Raw genomic sequence first — 25,525 nt, forward strand, 5'->3', positions numbered from 1 at the left:
ATTTAGATATAGCCTCTAGATTAGCGCAGAGGTGCATCAGCTGATTCAATCGCTCCCATTAGTTTTAATGCTATGCGCTGTGCTGACGTTAGCCCTGTTACACCTGTGATATTCAGCCCTGCACAAAATTTATAGCTAATTACCCGCAGACAGTTCCCAGTAGTTGCATCCCAAATACGGATGGTTTCATCATCACTGCCACTGACAATCCGCTGACCGTTGGGGGAAAACGCCACTGAATTGACCTCATTTTCATGCCCGACAAAGGGTTGACCAATGGGCTGACCATTCACATCCCACAACCGTACTATCTTGTCATAACTACCACTGACAATCCGCTGACCGTCGGGGGAAAATGCCACTGCAAAAACCAGATTTTCATACCCGACAAAGGGTTGACCAATGAGCTGACCATTCACATCCCACAACCGTACTGTCTTGTCACCACTGCCACTGACAATCCGCTGACCGTCGGGGGAAAATGCCACTGCAAAGACCAGATTTTCATGCCCGACAAAGGGTTGACCAATGGGCTGACCATTCACATCCCACAACCGTACTGTCTTGTCATCACTGCCACTGACAATCCGCTGACCGTCAGGGGAAAACGCCACTGATCTTACCCAATCTTCATGCCCGACAAAGGGTTGACCAATAGGCTGACCATTCACATCCCACAACCGTACTGTGTTGTCATGACTGCCACTGACAATCCGCTGACCGTCGGAGGAAAACGCCACTGAATAGACCGCAGAATCATGCCCGACAAAGGGTTGACCAATGGGCTGACCATTCACATCCCACAACCGTACTGTGTTGTCATGACTGCCACTGACAATCCGCTGACCATCGGGGGAAAACGCCACTGAATAGACCGCAGAATCATGCCCGACAAAGGGTTGACCAATAGGCTGACCATTCACATCCCACAACCGTACTGTGTTGTCATAACTACCACTGACAATCCGCTGACCGTCGGGGGAAAATGCCACTGCAAAAACCAGATTTTCATACCCGACAAAGGGTTGACCAATGAGCTGACCATTCACATCCCACAACCGTACTGTCTTGTCACCACTGCCACTGACAATCCGCTGACCGTCGGGGGAAAACGCCACTGAATAGACCCTAGAATCATGCCCGACAAAGGGTTGACCAATGGGCTGACCATTCACATCCCACAACCGTACTGTCTTGTCATCACTGCCACTGACAATCCGCTGACCGTCGGGGGAAAACGCCACTGAATTGACCCAACCTTCATGCCCGACAAAGGGTTGACCAATGGGCTGACCATTCACATCCCACAACCGTACTGTCTTGTCATTACTGCCACTGACAATCCGCTGACCGTCGGGGGAAAACGCCACTGAATTGACCCAACCTTCATGCCCGACAAAGGGTTGACCAATGGGCTGACCATTCACATCCCACAACCGTACTGTCTTGTCATCACTGCCACTGACAATCCGCTGACCGTCGGGGGAAAACGCCACTGAATTGACCCCATTTTCATGCCCGACAAAGGGTTGACCAATGGGCTGACCATTCACATCCCACAACCGTACTGTCTTGTCATTACTGCCACTGACAATCCGCTGACCGTCGGGGGAAAACGCCACTGAATTGACCCCATTTTCATGCCCGACAAAGGGTTGACCAATGGGCTGACCATTCACATCCCACAACCGTACTGTCTTGTCATTACTGCCACTGACAATCCGCTGACCGTCGGGGGAAAACGCCACTGAATTGACCCCATTTTCATGCCCCTGAAGGAACAACAAGACTCTGCCAGAGGATGCTTCCCAAACCTGTACAGTTCCCTTACTATCTCCAATCACCAATTTTTTGCCATCAGCACTAAATGCCACCGACAAGACCGCTCCCAGAACTGGCGCAAAGACCGAGTTTGTGAGATCCGCTCCCATCAAATTTATCCACCGCAAGCTGGCATTAGCAAAGTTTACGTTTGTAATAACAGTATGACTGAGATCAGATTTTTCCAGACTATAAGGATTTCTTCCTAGTAGTAATTTCACTAGGTTGCCACCTATATAACCTACCTGAGTCTGGGTTTGGTCACGGGTTGACTGAATTAGTGCAAGCAACCGTTGTTTAAATACTTGCTCATCTAACATTGGCACAGCTAAATCTAGCAAAGCTTTTGCCAACGGAGCCGTACCAAAATAATTAGATAATTTTTCTAAAGATGCTTTGGCGAATGAATTTAGCGGTGCTATCGAGAGCGGTTGCCTATCTTCCCCGCACTGTCGTTGAAAGTATTCTGACCAAGTGTAATCTTGTGGTGGAACAGTATTTAAATGAGACTGTGCTTGAGCCAGTTCTGTGAAGTCGGGAGCTAAAACGCCTAACTCTGCCACCAGCTTATAGGCAGCAAAAAATTCCAATAACGAACGATGGGCAGGGCTGTAGTCTCCTTCGGCATTACGAATTAGCATTGTCTGCCCCATCATGTCGTAATGCCAGTGGTCTAAATCTTTTTCTTCTTGGACTACAGCAGGAAATAAACGCCGAATCCGGTCGGGAAATTCTTTGTAGTTCATGCTCATCTGGTCTGTTGAGAGCATTTCCCAGGACAACTCACACAAAAAATAGAGCTTATCTGCCAATGAGGTAAAGGTACGGTTGGTTTTGATATCTCTCTCCATCTTGTGCCGCACAGCATATAAATATACCCGTGATATATCTACTGGCTTGCCCGCCTCAATCTCTGGCAAAGCTTCTATAATCAGTTCCGTCATTACGGGACGACGTGCCAAATCCCGCAATGTCGGATTACTCATTATCTGTTCTACTGTCTCTGGTTCAGCACGAAACGCTAGTACCTGCCGAATTTGCTCGTCATCAAATTTTTCTAATTCCAGCACTTCAAAGCGCGGTGTCTCTAGAGGCAAGTTAATTGTAGAAGCTTGCAACTCTGCACTTAGCAAAGCCCTGCCTTCTTTGGCTTCTGGAAAATGTTCGGTGCGACAGGTGAGAATTACCTTTGCCCCTGGTACTACTACTTTGGCTAGTTCCCAGAAGTTGTTGATCATCTCTTGGCGATTGACTCTAGCTGCCATTTCATCAAAGCCATCAAAAATCAACAACACTTTACCCATGCGGTTGAGTTGCTCAAAGGCAGAATAACCAGGCAGTGGGATTTCATGCTTGCGAAAAAAGAATTCCGAAAATAGCGATTCTACACTGACTGCTTTGGCATAGTCCCGTAAAGGAATGACTAATGGTAGACGTGGGCGTTCTACTCCCCGGCGTTGAGCATCCCGATAGCGTTGCAGGGCAGTCCAGGCATAATGCAACCCAAACCAGGTTTTGCCAGTGCCAAATTCACCCAAAATAGAAAGGTGTTCTTTGGCAGGATCATCAAGCCAACGTTCAACATAACCATCAATCCAACCATCAGCTTGAGCGTAATGGCTCATGCCCATTTTCTGCTTTGAGATGGGATCAAATTCTTCTTTGGTACAAGCTAGGGGTACATAAGTGCGGTCAATTCCCCGTTGCTTGATTTCATTTTCTAGCCAGTTGAGGTAGCCACTAAAATCGGCATCTCGATCTAGCAGATCATCAAGGGTGTAGCAGAATAAATCCTGGTTTTCTTGCTTGTTCACCTCATTTTTAGCAGCGCGACTGACACGGCGATTGGTGATTAGCCAACCTATATCTGTTTTTCGGGCATTTACTGACTGTCGCAAGGCAGCAACATCTGCCATTCCGGCTTCTCCTGTAATGCCGCGCACCAAAACTCGGTTATACCCCTTTTTCTCTACAGGGTTAATGACATTAATAATCCACTCAAAATAATTTTCATTGTTAATTTCATACTTTTCAAAGCCATAGCGCAAGGCAGTGAACCAAGCCTGTAATTGCTCTGCTAATTTATCCGTCTGATTTGGTGGACTCGAAGTTTGTACAGGCGCAGATTGAACAGCTTGCTTATTCGTTGTTTCTTTCCTAAAAAAGAGATTAATACACCCCAAATTGTTGGAGATGAATTTTTGGGGTGCTGTTTCTAATTCCTGCCGCAAGAATGTTACTAGTGTTTCGTTGGTGACCCATTGGTTAGATAGTTCAGCCAAGTCAAATCCGCGCAAAATCGCGCTAGTGAGTACACTACTGGCTGTACGCACATTTTCATTGGCTAGCTCAAATTCTCTGCAAGCAGCAATAAAACAGCGATCGCGTGTATTTCCGCGATCGCCCGGATCAGCTTCTGTAAAATTGAGTAGTTCCCCACTGTAACAACAGTCCAACAAGATAATCTGCTGCCGTACTGGGCTGTCTTGCAATAAATCACGCAGCCACTTTAATCGCAGTCCCCAGTTCCCATCACAATCGGTATCACTAGTAGCTAGAAAACCTTCTTTGCGCCGACCTTTACGAAGACCATGCCCAGAAAAATAGAAGAGGGCTGTATCTGGAACGCTTTTACCTTCAGGATCAAATAGTTGCTCTAAAGCCTTCTCTAAGTCTGCGACCTTGACTTCCTGATTCTTTGCGATGCGCGGTGCATGATCTTCACGCTGATCTAGGAATTCTGGGAATCGCTGGACATGAAAATTTCCAGCTTCACTGAGTCGCTTGGCGATCGCTTCTGCATCGTTAGCAGGCGATCGTAAGGCTGACGCTCCTGGAAAATTATACTTATTAATGCCAACAACTAAAGCATCTCTACTCATTTAATATGCGACTTTTTATAAAAATTCGGGAAAATTTCTCAAAATTCTAGCTATTGTTTGATTTTAATCGTATTTTCACAGGCAAGAATCGAGTAAATATTCCTGACTAAATATTTACCCATGAGAGTCACTTTTCTTTTAGAGGCGTAAATATTGGTCTGTCGCCATCTAAACCTCGTAATAAATAAGTTGTCAATTGCTGACCTAACTCTTGTTCTTGCTTAGGATTAATAGGTATTCGCCAACGAAGAGATTTGTAAAGTTCTAAGCGATACAAATCAAACGCAGATTCCAATAAGCTACAGTAAATACTTGCGGCATCAACTGCCCAATAATAAGCAAAGATTGCCCCCACTAACCCAGCAGGGATAGCCCACCAAGCCCAAACAGTCCAAACGATAAACAGCAAACTCCACAGCCAAAAACGGGCTGCTGTATTCAGATTTGACCGTGCTTCTTGTAATTCTTTCTTCACTCCATCCGGTAATAGTAGCCAGAGGCGAGACCAACAAATTACAGCATCCAAGCCATATTTATCATAAGGGCGGCTTTCAGCGGCTCTGAGGATATTACCTAACTTTGTAGGCATTAACCTATTAGGTTGAGATGGAAACTGTATAAGTTGTCCATCCAGCGTTACATATTCCTCTAATTCCTCATCAGTTATTTCTTCATCTTTTTTATTAGCCAGAGTTTGCCAACGATATTCTTTTCTAGCCAAATGACGCTTTTTTTGCTGTATCATCCAGCGTCGTAAAGGTTGCAACCAAGCAGACCAATAGCCTTCTAAAAATCTTAAAATAAATAAATCGAACCTTTGAACCACAAAACCTGAGACAGCAATAATCAGCAAACCACTTACCATGACAACAATCAGTAAAGATTCTGGTTGCTGTTTAAGCCAGTCTTCCAAAGGTTTTCGACCAAAACGCCACACCCAAGCTAGTAGTCCCCCAATCCAGAAAACAAAGGCTGGTGTTAGTATGTTCGCAGCCCAGTTTTCTGCCAGCTTTCCACCCAGACTTTCCAAAAATTTGGTTGGCATATTTTGTAATTAATCAGCAGGTATTAGCGGGACATTATGAGTAGGACAGTTTGGTATAGCTGTTCCGACAGAGCGACGATACCAACTATAATCATCCCCTTGAGGACATCTATATTTTGAAGCAGATATTGGTTGACCTTTACCTGGAAGTGGGTCAAAACCTTTTGTTATCGGTTTTTCACTGAGAAACTCAGCCATCCAGTCGTCAGTATCTGGGTAACTTTTGAGGATTTCAAAAATCTGGTCATGGACTTGCTGTCCAGCTTTAGCTTGTGCCAATAGTTCAGATAATTGTCGGTCTACTTGAACCGCATCATCTCCTAAAAGTTCTGGAAGAAAAGGACGAATCAAACGCGTTCCCTCCAGAATATCTTCAGGTTCAAACACCACAACTTAAAACCTCATTATGTAAGATTAATGGCTAATTATTTTATATACAATACACTGAAATAGATTAACATAATTAATTTTTGGGCATAGATGGAGCTTCTGCTAACATTATTAAATTTGTAAAGTTGATTAAAACGATAGTTTCTGCATCAAATAGAATAAGCGACATTTACAATTTGAAAATATTAGGTTTACGACCTTAAGTGTATGAAACAAGGTAAAATCACTATCGAATTTGAAAAACTTCTAAAAACTAGTTTAACTCTTGTATAGCAAGAGTTGTAAGGTTTAAAATTAGCGACATTTAATTTGTGAACATATAACATTCACAGTTGCTAAAAATCCTGGCAGATATAGCGCTAACCTTTGGGCCTCCCAGACCGGGAGGCTTTTCTATGTGCCGCAGACTTACACGCCATTCTGCTTAAACCATGCCAAGAGACGTTTCCAACCTTCTTTAGCTTCTTTCTCGCGGTAGGAGGGACGATAATCGGCAAAAAATGCGTGGGGTGCATCGGGGTAGACGATGATTTCAGATTTGCTGCTGCTGGACTTTAAGCGATCGCGCATCTGCTCTACTGTATCTAATGGAATACCTGTATCCTTCCCACCATAGAGTCCGAGAACTGGGACTGTCAGTTTTGATGCAATATCCACGGGATACTTGGGCTGAAGTTCGGTAGCATCGCCCACGAGTCGCCCGTACCAAGCCACACCAGCCTTCACCTTGGGATTGTGGGCTGCGTATAACCAGGTAATGCGGCCGCCCCAGCAGAAGCCTGTAATTCCCAATTTGTCGGCATTACCCTTAGCTGATTTCACTGCCCAGTTTACCGTAGCGTCAAGATCGGATAACACTTGGGCATCTGGAACTTTGGCAACAATTGGGCGAATTTCGTCTATGCTGCTTAATTTCAAGACATCGCCTTGACGCACAAATAATTCGGGTGCGATCGCTAAATACCCCAACTGAGCAAAGCGACGAGCGACATCCTGAATATGCTCATGGACACCAAAGATTTCTTGGATTACCAGGACAATGGGAAAATTTTCACCAGTAGCGGGTGCTGCTCTGTAAGCAGGGATTTCGCCATCTTTAACGGGAATTTTCACCGCACCAGCTACCAGCTCCTTAGCATCAGTGTTAATGACTTGGGCAGAAATGGGTTGCACTGCCAAGGCAAAACCCGTCGCCAGAGTGGTTGTTGCGATAAATTTGCGGCGTGTTATTTCTTTCATCATCTCTACCTTGAATTGGCGAAAACTTTATTGTTGCTTGTCCGTACAGTACTACAATGAGATATACTACGGTTTACCCATAAGTTTACTGCAATACTAGCTGTCTTTGCTACTTCAGTTTTCGCCATCAAGAGCGATCGCCTCATTTTTCCCGATTTATCCAATCTTTTCCACCAGTTAACTGACTGAGATAATCATCCATAATCGCTGGTAATTCCTTTAGCGAAGAAGTCTATGTTAAAGCCATTGACATCCTCTCAACGCTAATCAGGAGTAACTAATATAGGCTGCACTATCAATTTAATGTAATAATTCAGCACCCAGAAGTCGTAAGTCAGAATTTAAAAGGAATGCAGCATGGTTAGTACATTTACGTATCAAATTTTCTCCTAATTATTTAACTATTATGACCCCTGAATTCTGACGATTTAATTCCTAATCTGTAATTCGTAATTAGTTAAACTGGTGGTAGAAATTGTTAGTACTTTGAGTATTATGAAGCGCATTTGCATTAGGGTTAATATTTTTACAATAACTTCATTATTTGCTTTTGTATTTGCTGACGCCTTATTGCTAATGCAGACAGCCACAGCTAAACCAGTACAGACAAAAAAACAAGTCAATCAAGCAAGACCATTGAATTCAGGAATACGAATATACCCTGCAAATAATAGCCTACCAGCAAGTCGCTTGATTTCGATTGAACGTGTTATTAAAAAGTCTAGTAAAATGCAAATAACAGAAGTAAAACTTACGACCTATGAGGAGTTTGCAGCCAAAACAGGACTATACAAATCATCTATTTCTAACAACCGAATGGTGTGGATCGTGACTGGTTTTGTCCCAGGCGAGTTGAGAATGTCTAAAGGGAGAAGTGTTTGTACTAATAACGCCAAAATTGTGGAAGTAACCGATGCAGAAACTAGCGATTCTTTTGGTAGAAGTATTTACTGTCCCCCAAATAATCAGATAAATTTTATGCCGTAAATTTGAAATTTACAGCGAACTAATTAATCAAAATCTTTCAAGATAATGTGTTTTTTTAAGTCAAAACTGATTATACCTTGCTCTTGTAATTTGCCCATCAATCGTGTAATTGTGACTCTCGTAGTACAGCAGGCGCTAGCAATATCTTCGTGAGTGAAGCGAACACTTAGGCGAGTACCCTCCGGCACAGTTTCACCCACTTCTCGTTTCAAAAGTTGTAATAGATGCTGCAAACGCTCTTGTACCCGTCGTTTTCCACAAATGACTAAAAAAGATTCTGTTTGCTGTAACCGCTGATTAATTTTTGGTAAAAGAGTATGACTCAGATTTGGAGAAGCTGCTATCTCTGACGCATAAATTGACACCAACTCAACATCCGAGAGGGCTGTTGCTTGGTAAATGTTTAAAGATGTCAAACTAGAACCAAAAACCATTCCTGCTGTTGCCAATCCTATTAGCAGTTCTTCACCAGTTTCACTGTAGGTACTGAGTTTGACCAAACCCTGACAAACATACCAAATTACTAATGGGTTGAGGGGAATAGTTTCTCCTTTAGAGTGTTTATGTATGGGACGAGTATTGAAAAGATCGTTGCCATTCTTAATTGTTACTGATTCAAGCTGCTGACGCTCAGTAATATTACGCACTATCCAGCGTAGAGAAATTGCTTTACCCTGGTGATTGCGGACAACTGCCACTGTCAAAGCTGCATCAAAAAACTCGCCATAATGTTGTTGTAAACGTACCAATAACTCTTTAACTCTGTCTGATTTGGATAGCTGGACGAGTTCGTTACGAATCTGCTGACGTTCTTCTAAAAGGACAAAATTAATTATTGGTTTGCCCACCAAAAAATGCTTTGAAACATTGAGCAACTTAGCTGCGGTAAGATTAGCTTCTTGGATAATTCCTTCTGTATTAGTTACTAAATAGCCGTCTGGGGCCAACTCGAATAATTCTTGATAGCGTTGGCGTTCCGCTTCTAACCAATCCCGTGTTTGTAATAGTTCCTCATTTTGCTGATACAGTTCCTCCGCCGCTAATTGTACTATCTTTGAAGTGTTATAGAGTTCCTTGAAAGCTTGTGGCAGCAGATCCGCGGGAATCCAAGGTAATACATTCGCAGTTTGGTATAAATCTGCTAAACGCTTATGCAATGCTTCTGCGCGTTGGATAAATTTTTCTATGTTCACCTTAAATTCCCGCTACTTGCTTGCAGAGGTTGAGCAAAAAATCTACTAAGTAAATTCTTGGAAAAATTGCAGCATTCCCAATTTTGCTGAATGAGAAATTTAACTAGTTGTAAACTGCAATTGTTATTCAATTGAACTTATAAAATACATTTATTTTAGGTTTTTGACAATTTATGTCCTATAGCATTACAGATGGGCCAGTCTTTGAAATCAGACATATCGCATTCAACCTAGATGCTCAAAGTAAATTGAATCTAGGAAATTACAAGGTGTCCATTGAAAACTTTTTGCCACTCAGATGCTTTTTACAAAAAAGATTACGGCATATTGCGAAGTATTACTTCTACCTCTGGTGGGAAAATTTGCTTGACTTAGCTAAATAGGATCACCAAATCTGCTGATCTAAGAATTATGCTAATTAGTGATTAAACTGTTCAGCCCGTCAAGATTATAACTAACAGATAAATTAGATAAGATACCACAGTCGGAAAACTCTGAATATCAACCTTAATTTCTCACGATTGTTTAACCAGCTTTGTTATTTCCCCAATGAATGATTTAGTGTTAATGATAATTTTTTCCATTTTTACCCACAATAACTGATCAGACTTTCTCCAACTTCCATCACAAGAATCAAGGCACTACTACCAAAGATATAGAATCTAAGTTAAGTTTGTTTGTGATCCTGAATACGTTCATTATTAATAAATTTCATAACGAGATTCCCAATTTCTTTAAGAAGTTGGGAATCTGAGCCTTATGAAATTGGCATGAAATTGCAAACTGACATAAAAAACTCCATCCTCTTGTGGGTGGAGTTTTTGGGCATGGGGAAAAAGTTGCCTATTGCCTATTGCCCGCCCACGCAAGTAAATTCAAAAATCAAAGCGGACTCCTATATATACTATTCTTTTTAACTTCTAAGTTGCACAGGCATAGCTAAATAGGTCATTTTCAAACCACCCAATGGTGTAAAAATCACTGGAGTTAGGCTTTGATTTAAATGCATTTGAATTTCGGAAGATGGTAACTCTTTCAAGCCTTCCATCAAATATTTAATGTTAAAAGCAATTTCAATGTTTTCCCCAGAAATCTGTGCCGGCATTGACTCTCTACCACTGCCCACATCTTGAGCTTCACATGATAAAGTAATTTCTTGAGCTTCGCTATCAATACTGACCTTGACAATATTATTTTTCTGATCAGCTAGTACAGCAATCCGTTCCAAAGTGCTGACGAATTGTCGCCGTTCAATTGTCACTTGCCGCTCAAATTGGCGAGGGATTAATTGTCGATAAGCAGGATATTGCCCTTCTAATGTGCGACTAGTCAAGCGTTGATTTTGCCATGCAAACACAACTTGACCTTGATCGAAATATAAAGCTACAGGTTCATCTGATGAGGCGCTATGAGCTAGCATTCGTTGGAGTTCGCGTAATGCTCTAGCTGGTACTGTCACTTCTAGTTGAGTAGTTCCGCCTAGAGGACGCTCGTTGCTAGTTTCTACCACTGCTAGGCGATGTCCGTCAGTAGCTGCAAATTCTAGGGTATCTTGTTTAACTGTTAAATGTACTCCCGTAAGTACTTGCTTGGTTTCATCACCACTCGTAGCAAACAATGAACCTCGTAATCCCTCAATTAATGCAGCAGTGGTGAGATGGATTACTTCGGTATTTTCAATTACAGGTAGTTCGGGAAATTCTTCAGGCCCCATTGCTCGGACTTGGTAATGTCCACTCTTGGGTGTGAGTGTCACTATTAAACCCTCTCCACCGGGTGTTGCACCTGTGAGGGCTGATTCATTATCTAAAGTGATTTCGCCTTCTGCAAGACGAGAGGTGATATCTACAAGTAACTTAGCAGGAAGTGCGATCGCACCTCCTTGCCATACCTCTGCGTTAAAGCTGGTGCGGATTCCTAAGCTGAGATCAAAGGCTGTTAAACTTACCTGGTTAGTTTCAGCATCCGCTTGTAGCAGCACATTGGCAAGTACTGGATGAGTTGGTCGTGAAGGCACTGCACGACTTACGAGTGAGAGATTTGTACTGAGATCGCTTTGGGAGCAAACTAATTTCATAAGTCAGATTCAGCTGGTGAAAGATATCCTAACACCCTTATTGCTCATAGGCGATCGCTGTTTTTGAGTTAGTGCGTAAGCGTAGCCCCAATACTTGTCGGGTTTTGGGGGAAGGGGAACCTGACAGTAAAGATAGTCCCACCTGGGATGAATTAATTCTTGCAGTTATTCAAACAGATACATTCTGATTATTGGCTTCTACAGGTAAAAATCCACCTGCCTGCATTTCCCATAACCTGTAGTAAGCACCACGGCGTGCCAGCAGTTTTGCATGAGTACCATCTTCGATAATGCGCCCTTGGTCAAATACCAAAATGCTGTCTAAATGGGCAATAGTAGAAAGTCGATGAGCCACCACGATGACCGTTTTTCCATCCATCGCTAAATCTAGAGTGTCTTGGATTGCTTTTTCGGTAATGGAATCGAGGCTGGAGGTAGCTTCATCTAGAATTAGAATTGGTGCGTCTTTGAGGATCACTCGCGCGATCGCAATCCTTTGTCTTTGCCCTCCAGAAAGTTTGACACCGCGCTCACCAACCAAAGAATCATACCCTTCCTTAATCTGCGCGATAAAATCGTGAGCATAGGCCTGGCGTGCTGCCTCGACCACTTCCTCATCGCTGGCATCCAGTCGTCCATAACGAATATTTTCTATTAATGTCCGATGGAACAAAGACGGATCTTGAGGAATTAAGCTGATCTGGGAGTGTAGGGCATCTTGCTTCATGTCTCGAATATCCACCCCATCAATAAGAATCTGTCCCGATTGGGGGTCGAATTGACGCAAAATCAGATTCACGAAGCTGGATTTCCCAGAGCCAGAAAAGCCAACCAGTCCGACACGCTGGCCTGGTTGGATGATTATAGACAGGTTGTCGAATACTTTTTTCCCAAGGGAATAGCTAAAATTTACTTGCCGAAACTCAATTTGTCCCTGAGTGATTGAATGAGCGATCGCACTATCCCGATCAATAATCTCATGGGGTTGAACAATAGTGAAGACACCATTGGCAATATTGCCGATATGTTCAAAAAATTCTAGAAACCGTTTACTTAAATTGCGGGCTTCACTAATGATTAACAACGACAGACTAGTTGCTACGACGAAATCCGCAGTTGCGATCTTCCCCTGACTCCAAAGTGAGAGCGAGTAATACAAAGTGCCAATTTTCAGGACTGCTGCTGAGATAAACTGAAACCAACGGATTCGCTCCGAGTACCAGTTGGATTTTCTCACCTCTTTGAGTTCGTCCCTTAATTGCTCATTCAAATAGTGTCGTTCAAAACCCAGGCGAGCAAACAGTCTGCTACTGGTGAGATTTGTTACCGCATCTACAATGATGCCAGTTGTTTCACTTCTTGCGGCTGCGGCTTTTCGGGAGTAAATTCGGCAGCGAGTTGCCAGCCAGAACGAAATACTGATGAAAAGAACTGCCCATAACCCCACGAATCCAGCAAGTGGAGGATAGACGCGATAAAGTAATATCGTCGTGACAGTATACACGATGATTACTGGCATAAATTCAGTAATCAGCATTTGCATCGTCTGAGTCACACCCAGAGAAGTTTCGCTAATCCGATGTGCCAATGCCCCGGAAAAACTGCTGCTGAGGTAACGATGAGAATGGTGCTGTAAGTAGGCATATAGCGATCGGACGATGTGCTGTCGATGAATCGGATGGAGGATAGTCTGCAAAAGTCCAGCCGCTCGCCCAAATATCACTTCACCCACACTCAAGGCGGTGAACAACATCAGGGGTTGGCTCATAGCATCAAGAATGGGTTTGCTATCGCCTGCCTGTCGCGTCACACTCCGGATGATCTCACCAATGGCATAAGGTAACATGATGCCGCAGGTTGCGTGTATTACCTCCAGAATCACCATCGTCACGTACCACCACCGGAAATGATTGACAAAATGACAAATGAACCTGAAGGTCGTATCAGGCAAGTTAGGCGCATCGGCAGCACGTTGAAAGTATTGGGATTTTCTGGATTTTCTCGTCATGAACATCGCTCTTTTAGCATCATGTTGTACCAATTGCTTAGTAATTCGTAATCAAGAAAGTCTACTAAACCATAATTTCTGGTGGTGTGATTGCAGCATACAAATCAGGCGCAAGTAAAGCATCCTGAATATTGATTTTCTTGGGTATGACACCCTCTTGAAAGAATAAATCTGCTACACGCTGTTGTTCCGCTATCAGTACAGGACTTAGGCCTCTGCGTCCTGCGAAAGTGCGACGAGACATTACCTTGTCGGCCACATCCTGATCGAGCTTTTGTGTTGTGATCATTAACTTTTTCACTTCATCTCGATTCGCCTCTGACCACTTATCAAGGGCATGAAGTTCTTCAATGATAATTTTGAGCAAGCCAGGGTTTTCTTCGGCAAACTTCCTATCAGCAATATAGTAGCCCCCAGGAGAATCTAGCCCAACAGAATCTCTGAGGACACGAATTCGACCCATTTTTTCAGCGATCGCATAGTGGGGATCTCCTGTCATCCAAACGGGAATTCTCCCTTCGAGAAACGCACCCCGCGCCTCGATAGTCGCCATACTTTTGATTTTGATATCCTTAATTGTCAAGCCGATTGACTGCAAAGCTCTAAGAATAAAATAGTGCGATGCCGAGCCTTTTTGAAAATAAACTTCTTGCCCCTTGATATCCTCAAATTTCTGAAGGGGAGACTCTGGAGGTACAGCAATTACACTACTTGTTCCTGTTCTTTCGGTTCTTTGTGTACCGACGACATAAACCAGGTCTGAACCAGCGACTTGGGCAAAAATTGGCGGCGTTTCTCCTACTGATCCCACATCAACTCTTTTTGCAGCCATACCTTCCATGAGTTGTGGCCCTTGGACAAATTGCGCCCATTCCACCTTGATTCCCAGTGGCTCCAAGCGTTTCTCTAAAACTTGCCGATTTCTGAACAGATCCCCCGCACTCTGATAACCCATACGGAGAACTTTAGTTTTTATACCAAGAGAAATTGAATTGCCACTAGTACTTGCTACATTTTGTTGGCTTGGTTGGCTACAACTTCCCAACAAATATGCCATAGAAAAACCGCCCAGACTAGATGTAGCAACATTTAGAAAACGACGGCGTTTAATCATAGTTGTTTGATAGATGAAATAGTTTGGATTGGAAAGGTTAAAAGAAAGCAAAACTAACGCAGAGAATCTCCCCTGCGATATTCAGCGGTGATGTCGTCGAGTTTTTGTTTCAAGCTGTCGTCGAGTTTTAGTTCTATAGCCTTGAGGGTGTCAGTCAGTTGTTCTGGACGACTAGCACCAATAATAGGGGCAGTAATAATCGGATTAGCCAGCACCCAAGCTACCGCTAGGGTAGTGAGCGACAATCCAGCAAATTCCGCCACTGTGCGTAATTCTTCCACAGTATTGAATTCGCGATCGCGCCAATAACGCTCTTGATAACGTTCTGCGGCAGTTCCCAAGGTGAAGCGTGTCCCCTTGGTGGGGCCTTGAGTCAGATTGTGTTTGCCGGTGAGTAGACCACCTGCTAAGGGATTGTAAGGAATTACACCTAATCCTTCTTCTTTCGCTAAGGGCAAAAGTTCTCGCTCAATTTCGCGGAACAACAAATTATAGCGGGGTTGAATCGAGACGAAGCGAGTTAAATTTCGCACTTCGGCGCGACCCAAGGCGCGGGCGAGTCGGTAAGCTAAGAAGTTAGAAACTCCGATATAGCGTACCTTACCAGCACGAACTACTGTATCTAATGCTTCTAAGGTTTCATCGAGAGGGGTTGAGGCATCATCAGAGTGCAATTGGTACAGGTCAACATAATCAGTTCCCAGTCGTCTGAGGGAAGCATCGATCGCATCCAAAATGTGTTTACGCGAAGCACCTTGATCCCAAGGTGCAGGGCCAACTTTACCTACAGCCTTGGTAGCCAAAATAAAATGTTCGCGTTTGCCTTTGAGCCAGCGCCCAATAATTTCTTCGGTACTTCCAGCCGTAGCTAGCCCACCCCCAAGTGGATACACATCAGCTGTATCGAGAAAGTTAATGCCAGCATCGGCGGCGGTGTCAAGAATTTGTCTGGAAGTTTCTTCATCTGTCTGCAATCCGAAAGTCATTGTACCGAGACAAAGACGGGAAACGGTCAATCCAGTTTGACCGAGTTTAGTTGTTGGTAATGTCATGTTAGAAGAGGAAAGGAATTCTACTTAGCGCTCTTTGCGGTAAGAGTTGAGACAGCGATTTATCACGTTTCTCTAACCGTCAAAATGAATTTGACAGACTACTAATGGTTCATCGCATTAGTTCTGAGGAGTTAGCGGTGGTCAGATCCCCGACTTCTTGAAGAAGTCGGGGATCTTGCAGCCCATCAACATTAATGAGACAGACCACTAATCTCTTACGCCGTTACCAAATTTTTATCTGCTTGTGGAGATTCGATGTTAGCTACCTTAGATTCAACCGCCGTACCCTTAAAGAAGTCGGGATTAGCTTGAGTATAAAACTTGTAAGGATTATGGAATACATAAGCCTTAAAGTCCGCTTCAGAAATCACACCTTCTTGTACCAAATCCCAGCTTTCCGCTAGTGGGTCGGTCAAATCTGGCACATCCCAGTGACCAACATCTGAGGAATAGATGGCATTGATTTTCACACTCAAGGGATTGGCTTTGTCGTTGAATGCTGCTGCGATAGTGCGATCGTCAGACTCAGAACCAAAGAAGAAACTGTTCACCCAGCGATCGCGGATGTCTTCAATTGTCTCAATCCCGGCGGCGGCAAAATCTTCTAGTTCGCTACCAACGGGTGAACGGCTATGACGGTTGAAGGAAGAACCCAAGACACTCTTTGTTAGTTCCTCTTTATTCAGAGGATGTGCTTCCAGGAATTCGCTACCAAAACGCTCAAACAACAGGAACAACTCATCAGCATTGGCGAATTCTGGGTTGTAGTTTTGCAGCCCTTTAAGATTACGCTTGGAGAAACGATCTACTAAATGAATGTAGACGTGAGCGCCCCAATCTGCACCACCTTCGAGCATGGCTACGCGCAACTGTGGGAAACGTTTGGTAACGCCACCAAAGAACAGTGCTTTGGCAAATGCTTGGGAGCCATCGGCGAAGTGACCGATGTGGTTGTTCATGTAGTTACTGATGGAGGAGCGTCCAGTCCAACCTTGACTGCCGTAATGGGTAGTAACGGGTACACCTAATTCAACTGCTTTTGCCCAGAATGGATCGTAGTCATATTCACTATCCAATCCGTAAAAGTCAATGTAGGAGGCATACTTGGCGATTTCAGGATATTGATCTGCTGGATATTTATCAGCGATCGCCTTAATTGGCCGTTTCACCCCACCAGGAATGTTTGCTACTTTTAACCCTAGTGTTTTCACTGCAAATTCTAGCTCCTCAACGGCTTCTTGAGGATTACCCATCGGGATACCAGCTACAGGTGTCAAGCGATCGCTATATTTCCGGTACAAGTTAGCATGATAGTGATTGACCGCCCGTTGCAGTGCTTGACGGTTCTCTTTACTTGCTCCCGCCGGTGCCAAAACATTATTCGGAAATAACACTGAATAGTCTGACCCCTGCTCCGCCTGACGCTCATAGAAGAGTTCAGGAAGAGTGTAAGTAGCGAGATCCAAAGTATTGCGGGTAACTCTAGCCCACCAAGGCGATCGAATTGTCCGGTTGTATTGACGTTCTTCAGGAGTTTGTTGATACCAGTCTTTACCATTGCTTTTAGAGTTAAGACGAGAAGCTTCTGCTTTCCGCAATTCATCTACGAGTTTCGAGCCACCGTATTTAGCAATGTAATCTTCCAGCGCCGGAGTGAAATCATTAGTGTGAACATCGGTGTCAATTATCGGATAATCAAGGGTTGCTTTGATGGCGGCGGAACGGGAAGTTTTCAATCTGCTATATTCAGTCATGTTTTTTCCTTTCCTATGGCACGCTATGCGAACAAAAAATTACAGGTTTTATCCAGCACTATTTGGATGCTGGTTAAGCTTTTAGCTACGATTTTCAGGCTACTGTAGAGCATCTGGCGGCGATCTACAGAAAGTGCCTTTTATGAAGTATGGATTAATCATCAGTGAACAATTTATTTACGCCAAAACCAATCTCTCATCGACTTGTTTAGCTGCAAAACGATTACCCGGACGACGCAAACCCAAGTTTTCCCGCAAAGTACTACCCTCGTATTCAGTACGGAAGAGTCCACGTTTCTGCAAGATGGGAACGACCAAATTAACGAAGTCATCCAACCCTGTAGGCAAAATTGGCGGCATGATATTAAAACCATCTGCTGCACCGTTGTTGAACCATTCTTCTAGTTGATCGGCAATACTTTCGGGAGTACCAAGTATAGTGCGATGACCTCTTGCAGTAGCTAGAGACAGATACAGCTGACGCAGCGTCAGAGTCCCACGAGTAGCCAAATCTCTAACTAGTTTCAGACGACTCTTGTTGTTGTTAGTGTCACTGGGCAGTTCAGGAGCGAGATCATCTAGAGAATACTTGGATAGATCCACACCCTTGTAATAGTTCTTTAAAATACCCCAAGCCACATCGGGATGAATCAACGATTGCAGAAATTCGTATTTTTCTTGAGCTTCTTCCTCAGTACGCCCAATAATTGGGAAAGCCCCAGGCATAATTTTCAGATCCTCTGGAGAACGCCCATACTGCGCCAGCCTCCCTTTGATATCAGCATAAAATTCCTGGGCATCGGCTAGGGTTTGATTGGCGGTGAAGATTACCTCAGCAGTACGCGCAGCTAAGTCCCGTCCGGCTTCAGAGGCTCCAGCCTGTACAATCACTGGGTAGCCTTGGGGCGGACGACCGACGTTTAAGGGGCCTTTGACAGAAAAATGTTTGCCCTTGTGGTTGAGTATGTGCAGTTTGTCAGGCTCGAAATAGATACCAGATTCTCTGTCACGGATGAAGGCATCATCTTCCCAACTGTCCCACAATCCTTTCACCACTTCCATAAACTCTTTAGCACGTTCATAACGGTGGCTGTGTTCTGGATGATGCTCAAGACCGAAATTAAGTGCGGCATTCTCGTTACCTGTAGTAACTACATTCCAGCCCGCCCGCCCTTTACTCAAGTGATCCAAGGAAGCAAACTTCCGCGCCAGGGTGTAGGGTTCTTCGTAGGTAGTCGAAGCGGTGGCAATGAAGCCGATATTTTGGGTTACAGAAGACAAGGCCGAAAAGAGTGTGACTGGCTCAAAATGGACAAGTTTACCATTACGTTTTTGAGTTTCTGGAGCACCACCCCAAACTCCTGGACTGTCCGCCAGAAAAACTGCATCGAACAAGCCGCGTTGGGCAGTCTGGGTAATTTCTTTGTAATGCTCAAAATTGAATCCAGCGTCTATCTGTGCATCTGGATGTCGCCAGGCAGAAACGTGATGTCCAGTGGCTTGAATGAATGCACCTAAACGAAACTTGCGTGTTTTACTCATTATTTTTTATTATTCTGTGGCTCTGGCTAAGTAGTCGTCATGAACTGTATACACTAGATGAAAGTCCACTTTACTGACTCATTGACTTTTACTCAGCAACGCCAATTGCTACAATTCGGGGAACCCACCCACGGCGCTGTCTCCCCAACGCAGTGGCTACACCATGCTATAAGCCGCAAAAACGTCTACAGCACTCAGCACTTTAAACTAGATAGTCATGTGATAAATCACACAACGAGGGCATGAAAATATTTCTCTACCCAGTCATCCGTCATCAGTCCCTATTTTCAAGTCAGTCAGCCAGTAAATGAAATGCTGTAGTGTATTCCTCTCAAAATACTATAACTCGATTGGTTTACCGTATTTTGCTCTGTAACAAAGCTTTTCATACTTACAAGAAAAATGCAAGTGCCCGTAACACAAGTTTGCTAATAAATTCTTTTTAAACTATGTCTTAGGGGGATTGTTTTTTATTTCATTTTATGCATACATCCAGAATCAATAGTAAAAAATACAAAATACCGTGTCCATAAACCAGAATTCAGAATCGATGAAAACTTATAGAATGGGCGAATGCAATACTGATATTCTTCACTGCTAGTGCCATGTTGTTCCTCATATTGCTTGGGAACAACACGGCACTAGCAAAAAGTTAAAATTGATTGGCTGCCAGTTGAATTTTTTGGGCGACACCGATAGCAAAGCCACGAGCATCATAGCCCGTCATAGACATCGCTTTTGTAAATAACTCACCTGCGATCGCCTACGGTGGACGGAATGCGATCGCAAATCAATTACGAATTACGAATTACGAATTACGAATTACGAATTACGAATTACGAATTACGAATTAATTAAACGCGTCCCCACATTAAAATGCGTTTGTAAGGGAAAAAGAAAGGTTGTTCATCTTCCAATTTTTCAAATAACTTCTCCCTATATTGTTCTACAAATCTTTCATAAGTCTGAGTATCTAAGCGCGACTCGTATGCCGTTAGTAGCGTACCGCGATACCATTCCACTACGGATTCTCGTGACGGTAGAACATGACCATAAATTTGAAGTTTTACTTCCTGTTTAATAAACCCCAGACTATACAGTAGTTTGGCATAATTCGCTGGAGTAAGTACTTCCAAGCGCCGCACATATCCCCCCAATTCTTGACTAAAATCTTTGGCTGTTTCAAGCACTAATTGATGTACTGGTTCATCGTCCATCGTTGGGATTTGTATAGCCACTTGTCCACCTGGACGTAACTTGCGGCGTAATTTTTCAAATAAAGCTTCGTGTCCTGTTAACCATTGCAAAGCCGCATTAGAAAAGATTAAATCAAACTCTCCTTCTCCTGGGTTATCCTCTATTTTTCCTTGCTCAAAGCGTAGTCCGTTACCTTCATATTGCCGTGCTTTTTGCAGCATATTTTCAGAAGCATCTATTCCCAGAGTTTCTTGTGCTGCTAGTGTATCGTGCAGATATTTAGTTAACTTTCCCGTTCCAGATCCTAAATCTAGAACTCGTAAGTTTTCTTGTCGATGTACCATGTCTACCAAATCATAAAATGGGCGACTTCTTTGGGATTGAAAGCGTTCATATAATTCTGGATTCCATTTATCTGGCATTTTGTAACTCTACCTCCTAAATACACAATATAGGACTCATATTTGATTTCTGAAAAAACTCAGTACAACCAAGAAGCCTTCTTTCCTATTGCCTATTGCCTATTCTCTGCCTACGCAAATCAGTTCAGAAATCAAAGCGGATTCCTATATCCTAAAGCTGCCACAGCCATATTCGCTTCTTGTGGTTTAGCAACATCAGTACTGAACATTGTTTAAATGAAGTTACTGTTAAGAACTAATTTTTAATCTAAAGTTCAGCTAAATTAAATTTGTTGAAGATTATACCAAAACATCTTGCAAACTTAATAATTCTTTTTTAAGGCAGTGCTAGCATCTGAATAATTAGAATAACGAAGTATTACGTAAATTCTAATTTTTACGAATTTAGTAATTAGGAAATGAAATTTGACTCACTACTTACTAAATTTTTCTCATGCTATCTACCACTAAAATCATGATTTTCAAAAAAATATCCGCAAAAATTGCTTATATTACTGCTATTTGTGCAGCTATAAATATTGCAGCTATCACTAAAACTCCTACAGCAAATGCAGCAAGCTTAAGTATAGTTAATGCAGGTTTTGAAGAACCAATAATAGGAGAAGGAGAATTTACTACTAATGTGTTACCTGGCTGGACATTATATGATCCATCTAACCTGACATCTGCCAGTATAGGTGTTGGTGAGCCAATTTATGGTGCATACAATCCTACAGCAGACGTTTATTTTAACGAAGCTCCAGAAGGAAATAATGTTGGATATGTTTACCTCACTTATCCACCTGGAAGTGGTGCTGTGGGAATATCACAAACCCTTACCAGTCTATTGACGGCTAATACGAAATATACTTTACAGGTTGAAATAGCCAATATTCCACCTGTGAATGGTTTCACTATTTTAGATGGTTTCCCTGGCTATGCTATTCAATTATTAGCTGGAGGAACTTTACTTACTCAAGATTTTAATACCCTGAGCATCATAGAAGGAGCTTTTGTTACCTCTAGCATTTCGTATACTACTTCAGCTAATAACCCAAACTTAGGGCAAGCATTAGAAATCCGATTGTTGAATATTTTAGAGAGTGATGGTATAGAAATTAATTTCGATAATGTGAAGTTAGACGCAACTCAAATTCCAGAACCTGCATCGATTTTAGGTATAACATTAGGATTTGTAGGTGCAAGTTTAGCTTTGAAAAAAAGAAATATGATTAGACAATAATGAGTATAGAATTCATGTAATACTTATTACATTTTTTGAATTCAAAACAATCTATAAGAATTCACTATTCCAGAGCAATCGTATAATTTTTTGGTCTAGTGAATTTCTAAGATTTCTATGAAGCGCTACGTCTACGCACAAAGCCTTCTCCACTCAACAAAGCAATCCCTAATGTGACAATTCCAATCCCCAAACTTTGAATCAAGTTTAAAGTTTCGCTAATTGTGACCCATGCGACTAATACTGTTAATGCTGGACTGCTAGCGCCGACGATTGAGGCTTTAGTTGCACCAATCATGCGAATTCCTACATTATTGAAAGTGTGTCCTATGAAACTCACTAAACCAGAAAAAATACTGCCAATCCACAGAGGTGTCCAATCAAGTTGAGTACTGGAAGGTGGCCAGAACAGTAAGCTGACACCAGAAAACAGTAGGGTGCAGGTAAAACTAATCCAGGTGAAAGGAACTGGATGGAATTTTTCTAAACATTTTTGGGCCATAACCTTATAAAAGGCGTAAACAACTCCAGATCCAACGCTGGCGAAAATTCCATTAGTAATGGTATCACTACTGTAAGCAGCAGAAGATTGAGGAATTGTGAGTACTCCACCCCCCAGAATAATCGCCATCACCAGCCAACGGAAGAGTGTTGGACGTTCGCCAAAAAACCTCCAAGCAAGCAGCGCCGTAAACACGGGATAGGTAAAGAATAGAGTCATGGCAATTCCAGTAGGAATTAAGCCAATTGCAATGTAGAGTAAGGCAATATACACAAACATTAAGACTCCACAGCCCAATGCTTGGAGCAAAACATCAATGCGATCGCGCCTGAACAACTCTCGAAATTCTTTCAGAGCAGATGGATATAGCTTCAATGCTAGAGATGCCATAAGTGGAACCACTAGTAGCATTCGCATAAACATCAGCAATAATGAGTTCTGCAAATCCGGTTTAACGTATCCACCGAGTACAAATAAACCCAGTACGAGATGTTCTGAAAACAAAATTCGTACCGTAACGTTGTGAAACGTCAAGATGAAAGCGGATAAAAGAACCGTGAACATAATTGTTAATTCGTAATTATTATCCCAAGAGTAAACAAATCGTAATTGGAATCTTAACTACGAATTACTAATTATCTTTAGGAGTCTGGTTTCGTCGCTTGCAGAGAAGGTTGCCCGGAGAATTCATCATACCATTGTGCAAGTTTGGGATAACTTAGTCGCCATTGCAGTTCAGGTAGACGAATCTCCAAGCCAAGTGCAGATGCAAGGGTGATATGAGCAAGCTTAGGAGTTTGGTCGAGTTGATCGGAAATCTTCTCAAAGTAGTCCAAGATTCTTAAAGCACGCGTAGACGCAAAGCGGCTTGTCGTCAGACATCGCTCTAACTCGATTATCCCTGGTGACTGCTCACTTGGGGAACGCCGTAATTCCCTTACCCAGACAGCGATACCATCTATGAACCCACTAGTAGTCTGCCAACCCAAAAATGCGCTTGTGAGGACTGGGAAAGGGTAAGGGATTTAAACCCTTTCCCCCTGCCCCTTATCCCCACTTCGTGGGGGCCCCACCTTCCCCCTTCCCCTTTACCCCGCCAAGTTTCCTTGGCGAACTACTAGCTATGCCTTCAAGTTACTGTAAAAAACCATCAGAAATATCAGCAACTAATTTGATTTCGGGATTGAATTGATTTAAATAAACGCATATTATGCGTGTATCACTCAAAATAAATCCGTCATCAGTTGCTAGTGTTGAGACTTTACCTGTGGGGTTGTAATTCAGTAGCTCGCTGTTCGGATCTCGTACAGTCACTTTTTGCATTTCGATCTGATCGCTGAGATTCAGTTCTAGTGAAGCTATTCTTGCTATACGTGCATAGGGTGAGTTAGGTGTATAGAAGAGTTTCATAAAAAAGCGCGATCGCCAAACAAAATTGCATTTTTAGATAGAAATCAGGAATCTGAATACACAAATCTCCTGACTTCTAATTACTTTACTCTCTTTAAGAACAACAGGAACGAAGAAAAACTCCGATCCAATTCCTCCTAAACTAAAGCTGCCTCACGTCGGTTATATGCAGAAGAATCTCCTTTAATAGCCTCACTCTGCTTACCATCAATACCAACAGGAATATCACCCACAAGTGTGACTCGTTGAACATGGCGAGGTTGATTGCCGTAGTCTGCGATCGCATAATGTTGAGTAGCGCGATTGTCCCAGAAAGCCACATCGCCTACTCTCCAACGCCACCGGACTGTGTTCTCAGGACGTGTGATGTAAGCTTGGAATAATTTCACGATTTCATCGGATTCATTCTGTGAAAAACCACGCAGGCGGCGCACGAACCCACCAATAAATAACCCACGTTCACCAGATTCAGGATGGACGCGGACAACTGGATGCAGGGTTTCGTATACAGTCGAGGTGAAAACAGCCCGATGCTTTAAGACTTCTTCTGGCAAGTCAATTGTAGCTGCGGCATAATCGTAGGCGTTGCTGTGTACTGCCCAGAGTTGGTCAGCAAGATTACGCAAATGAGTTGGTAAATCTTCATAAGCAGTTACGGAGTTTGCCCAAATCGTATCACCTCCTGATGGTGGGATGACAAGCGCCCGCAAAATAGAACCAAGGGGGGGACGATCTACAAATGTGACATCGGTGTGCCAGTTATTGGCGCGGCTCACAGTCTTGCCGTAATTCAGGTCAAGAACTTCTGGGTTTTCTGGTAATGAGGGAACGGTGGGATGGGCTGTGGTGACTTCCCCAAAGCGTCGAGCGAAGGCTACTTGTCCTTGAGCGTCAAGGTTCTGATCTCGGAAGAAGATGACTTTGTGTTTAACTAAAGCTTTACGGATATCGCTGATGATTTCATTGCTGAGGTTACTGCTCAAGTCAACACCAATGATTTTTGCACCGATACGTCCGGCGATTGGTTTGATGTCAAAGTGTTGGGAAGTCATGATATTTGTGTCTCCAAGGGTTAATTTGTTTTATGCAGAGGCGCGGAGGCGAAGAGAGTGAGAGATGAAGGAATCTATGCGGGGAGGTAAAAGACGAATGTCCTTAGTTCGATGCTTTCTCGTGGGGGAGCGTTGACTGGGCTGGTGGGGTCTTCAAAGGCTGTATGGGCGGCAAAACGTGCATGTCCCTCTTCTGCGGAGTCGAAACACTTGATAAATAGTGCTTCGTCTCTGTGCATTTGCGGAAAGTAGAACCATTTATGTTTGGAGTTATACGTGACTCCGTATGTCTCACCGACGCGATCGCGGTACACTAAATCACCAGCTACAAGGTCTGTTATTGCGATACTTTGTGCGTCACACACTGCTAAGGGTGATTCTTGGATTGGTTGTGCGTAGGCGTAGCCCGTCGTAGACATCGCTCGCCAAACATTAACGATGGCAAATCGTTGTTTTAGTAACGTATCAATATCATCTATGCCCTGCGCTGCTAGTTCCAAACGGGCGCGAGTATAGCCGGATTTGGCGGTGAAATCGTTGTGTACGCGCAAGGCAGGTTCTTTAATATTGTTCTCACCTGGCTCCTCTACGTATGGCAGTTCTGCGGAAATTGGTT

At 43.3% G+C, this 25,525-nt stretch carries 18 protein-coding genes and 1 pseudogene; 2 read left to right on the forward strand and 17 right to left on the reverse strand.

The annotated features are described in order from the left end of the window. Window positions 1–20 precede the first annotated feature (20 nt). The 4 genes from ACWATR_RS29175 to ACWATR_RS29190 form a co-directional block, all read right to left on the reverse strand. On the reverse strand, window positions 21–4,703 hold the full coding sequence (locus ACWATR_RS29175; RefSeq protein WP_460339752.1) for a caspase family protein: 4,683 nt from the start codon (window positions 4,701–4,703) through the stop codon (window positions 21–23). Between the two features lie 127 nt (window positions 4,704–4,830). Continuing rightward, on the reverse strand, window positions 4,831–5,748 hold the full coding sequence (locus tag ACWATR_RS29180; protein WP_460339754.1) for a hypothetical protein: 918 nt from the start codon (window positions 5,746–5,748) through the stop codon (window positions 4,831–4,833). Window positions 5,749–5,757: 9 nt separating this feature from the next. Continuing rightward, window positions 5,758–6,138 (reverse strand): hypothetical protein, encoded by a 381-nt coding sequence (locus ACWATR_RS29185; protein ID WP_460339756.1) that lies wholly within the window; start codon window positions 6,136–6,138, stop codon window positions 5,758–5,760. Window positions 6,139–6,546: 408 nt separating this feature from the next. Beyond that, window positions 6,547–7,377 (reverse strand): dienelactone hydrolase family protein, encoded by an 831-nt coding sequence (locus tag ACWATR_RS29190; protein ID WP_460340754.1) that lies wholly within the window; start codon window positions 7,375–7,377, stop codon window positions 6,547–6,549. A gap of 465 nt (window positions 7,378–7,842) precedes the next feature. On the opposite strand from ACWATR_RS29190, the gene ACWATR_RS29195 reads away from it, so the two are divergent. Further along, entirely contained in the window at window positions 7,843–8,364 is a 522-nt protein-coding gene (locus ACWATR_RS29195) for a hypothetical protein (RefSeq protein WP_460339758.1), read from the forward strand. A 23-nt stretch (window positions 8,365–8,387) separates the two neighbouring features. On the opposite strand, the gene ACWATR_RS29200 is transcribed toward ACWATR_RS29195, so the two are convergent. From ACWATR_RS29200 to ACWATR_RS29235, 8 genes are all read right to left on the reverse strand, one after another. After that, window positions 8,388–9,557, reverse strand: coding sequence for a PAS domain S-box protein (locus tag ACWATR_RS29200; protein ID WP_460339760.1), 1,170 nt, complete (start codon window positions 9,555–9,557; stop codon window positions 8,388–8,390). Window positions 9,558–10,470: 913 nt separating this feature from the next. Next, window positions 10,471–11,634, reverse strand: coding sequence for a DNA polymerase III subunit beta (gene dnaN, locus ACWATR_RS29205; protein ID WP_460339762.1), 1,164 nt, complete (start codon window positions 11,632–11,634; stop codon window positions 10,471–10,473). Window positions 11,635–11,803: 169 nt separating this feature from the next. Beyond that, the gene (locus ACWATR_RS29210; RefSeq protein ID WP_460339764.1) at window positions 11,804–13,642 is read right to left on the reverse strand and encodes an ABC transporter ATP-binding protein; all 1,839 of its coding nucleotides are present in this window, start codon (window positions 13,640–13,642) and stop codon (window positions 11,804–11,806) included. A 64-nt stretch (window positions 13,643–13,706) separates the two neighbouring features. Further along, window positions 13,707–14,756, reverse strand: coding sequence for an aliphatic sulfonate ABC transporter substrate-binding protein (locus tag ACWATR_RS29215; RefSeq protein ID WP_460339766.1), 1,050 nt, complete (start codon window positions 14,754–14,756; stop codon window positions 13,707–13,709). A gap of 53 nt (window positions 14,757–14,809) precedes the next feature. Beyond that, window positions 14,810–15,808: an aldo/keto reductase gene (locus tag ACWATR_RS29220; protein WP_460339768.1), complete on the reverse strand. Its 999-nt coding sequence runs from the start codon at window positions 15,806–15,808 to the stop codon at window positions 14,810–14,812. A 215-nt stretch (window positions 15,809–16,023) separates the two neighbouring features. Further along, window positions 16,024–17,562, reverse strand: a complete 1,539-nt coding sequence (locus ACWATR_RS29225; RefSeq protein ID WP_460339770.1) for an amidohydrolase family protein — start codon at window positions 17,560–17,562, stop codon at window positions 16,024–16,026. Between the two features lie 177 nt (window positions 17,563–17,739). Then, window positions 17,740–19,104 (reverse strand): LLM class flavin-dependent oxidoreductase, encoded by a 1,365-nt coding sequence (locus tag ACWATR_RS29230; protein ID WP_460339772.1) that lies wholly within the window; start codon window positions 19,102–19,104, stop codon window positions 17,740–17,742. Window positions 19,105–19,958: 854 nt separating this feature from the next. Further along, window positions 19,959–20,723 carry a methyltransferase domain-containing protein gene (locus ACWATR_RS29235; RefSeq protein ID WP_460339776.1) on the reverse strand — a complete coding sequence of 255 codons (765 nt, stop codon included), beginning with the start codon at window positions 20,721–20,723 and terminating at the stop codon, window positions 19,959–19,961. 433 nt (window positions 20,724–21,156) lie between these two features. Here ACWATR_RS29235 and ACWATR_RS29240 point away from each other — a divergent pair, with 433 nt between their 5' ends. Continuing rightward, the gene (locus ACWATR_RS29240) at window positions 21,157–21,945 is read left to right on the forward strand and encodes a PEP-CTERM sorting domain-containing protein (protein ID WP_460339778.1); all 789 of its coding nucleotides are present in this window, start codon (window positions 21,157–21,159) and stop codon (window positions 21,943–21,945) included. A gap of 115 nt (window positions 21,946–22,060) precedes the next feature. On the opposite strand, the gene ACWATR_RS29245 is transcribed toward ACWATR_RS29240, so the two are convergent. The 5 genes and pseudogenes from ACWATR_RS29245 to ACWATR_RS29265 form a co-directional block, all read right to left on the reverse strand. Continuing rightward, entirely contained in the window at window positions 22,061–23,011 is a 951-nt protein-coding gene (locus tag ACWATR_RS29245; RefSeq protein WP_460339780.1) for a DMT family transporter, read from the reverse strand. Window positions 23,012–23,088: 77 nt separating this feature from the next. Further along, window positions 23,089–23,436 carry a glutathione S-transferase family protein gene (locus ACWATR_RS29250; protein WP_460339782.1) on the reverse strand — a complete coding sequence of 116 codons (348 nt, stop codon included), beginning with the start codon at window positions 23,434–23,436 and terminating at the stop codon, window positions 23,089–23,091. Window positions 23,437–23,581: 145 nt separating this feature from the next. Further along, window positions 23,582–23,857 (reverse strand): glutathione S-transferase N-terminal domain-containing protein, encoded by a 276-nt coding sequence (locus tag ACWATR_RS29255; RefSeq protein WP_460339784.1) that lies wholly within the window; start codon window positions 23,855–23,857, stop codon window positions 23,582–23,584. A 137-nt stretch (window positions 23,858–23,994) separates the two neighbouring features. Further along, window positions 23,995–24,909 carry a TauD/TfdA dioxygenase family protein gene (locus ACWATR_RS29260; protein ID WP_460339786.1) on the reverse strand — a complete coding sequence of 305 codons (915 nt, stop codon included), beginning with the start codon at window positions 24,907–24,909 and terminating at the stop codon, window positions 23,995–23,997. Window positions 24,910–24,983: 74 nt separating this feature from the next. Further along, window positions 24,984–25,493, reverse strand: a pseudogene (locus ACWATR_RS29265) (CmcJ/NvfI family oxidoreductase); the annotation flags it as partial. Window positions 25,494–25,525: the final 32 nt, after the last annotated feature.

It is taken from the genome of Nostoc sp. UIC 10890 (assembly GCF_054786515.1).

Coding starts and splice junctions, on each gene's coding strand:
- ACWATR_RS29220 (WP_460339768.1), bottom strand. CDS start 15,808: ATGACATTACCAACAACTAAACTCGGTCAAACTGGATTGACCGTTTCC.
- ACWATR_RS29180 (WP_460339754.1), bottom strand. CDS start 5,748: ATGCCAACCAAATTTTTGGAAAGTCTGGGTGGAAAGCTGGCAGAAAAC.
- ACWATR_RS29225 (WP_460339770.1), bottom strand. CDS start 17,562: ATGACTGAATATAGCAGATTGAAAACTTCCCGTTCCGCCGCCATCAAA.
- ACWATR_RS29260 (WP_460339786.1), bottom strand. CDS start 24,909: ATGACTTCCCAACACTTTGACATCAAACCAATCGCCGGACGTATCGGT.
- ACWATR_RS29235 (WP_460339776.1), bottom strand. CDS start 20,723: ATGCCAGATAAATGGAATCCAGAATTATATGAACGCTTTCAATCCCAA.
- ACWATR_RS29215 (WP_460339766.1), bottom strand. CDS start 14,756: ATGATTAAACGCCGTCGTTTTCTAAATGTTGCTACATCTAGTCTGGGC.
- ACWATR_RS29175 (WP_460339752.1), bottom strand. CDS start 4,703: ATGAGTAGAGATGCTTTAGTTGTTGGCATTAATAAGTATAATTTTCCA.
- ACWATR_RS29230 (WP_460339772.1), bottom strand. CDS start 19,104: ATGAGTAAAACACGCAAGTTTCGTTTAGGTGCATTCATTCAAGCCACT.
- ACWATR_RS29240 (WP_460339778.1), top strand. CDS start 21,157: ATGCTATCTACCACTAAAATCATGATTTTCAAAAAAATATCCGCAAAA.
- ACWATR_RS29210 (WP_460339764.1), bottom strand. CDS start 13,642: ATGACGAGAAAATCCAGAAAATCCCAATACTTTCAACGTGCTGCCGAT.
- ACWATR_RS29190 (WP_460340754.1), bottom strand. CDS start 7,377: ATGAAAGAAATAACACGCCGCAAATTTATCGCAACAACCACTCTGGCG.
- ACWATR_RS29245 (WP_460339780.1), bottom strand. CDS start 23,011: ATGTTCACGGTTCTTTTATCCGCTTTCATCTTGACGTTTCACAACGTT.
- dnaN (WP_460339762.1), bottom strand. CDS start 11,634: ATGAAATTAGTTTGCTCCCAAAGCGATCTCAGTACAAATCTCTCACTC.
- ACWATR_RS29255 (WP_460339784.1), bottom strand. CDS start 23,857: ATGAAACTCTTCTATACACCTAACTCACCCTATGCACGTATAGCAAGA.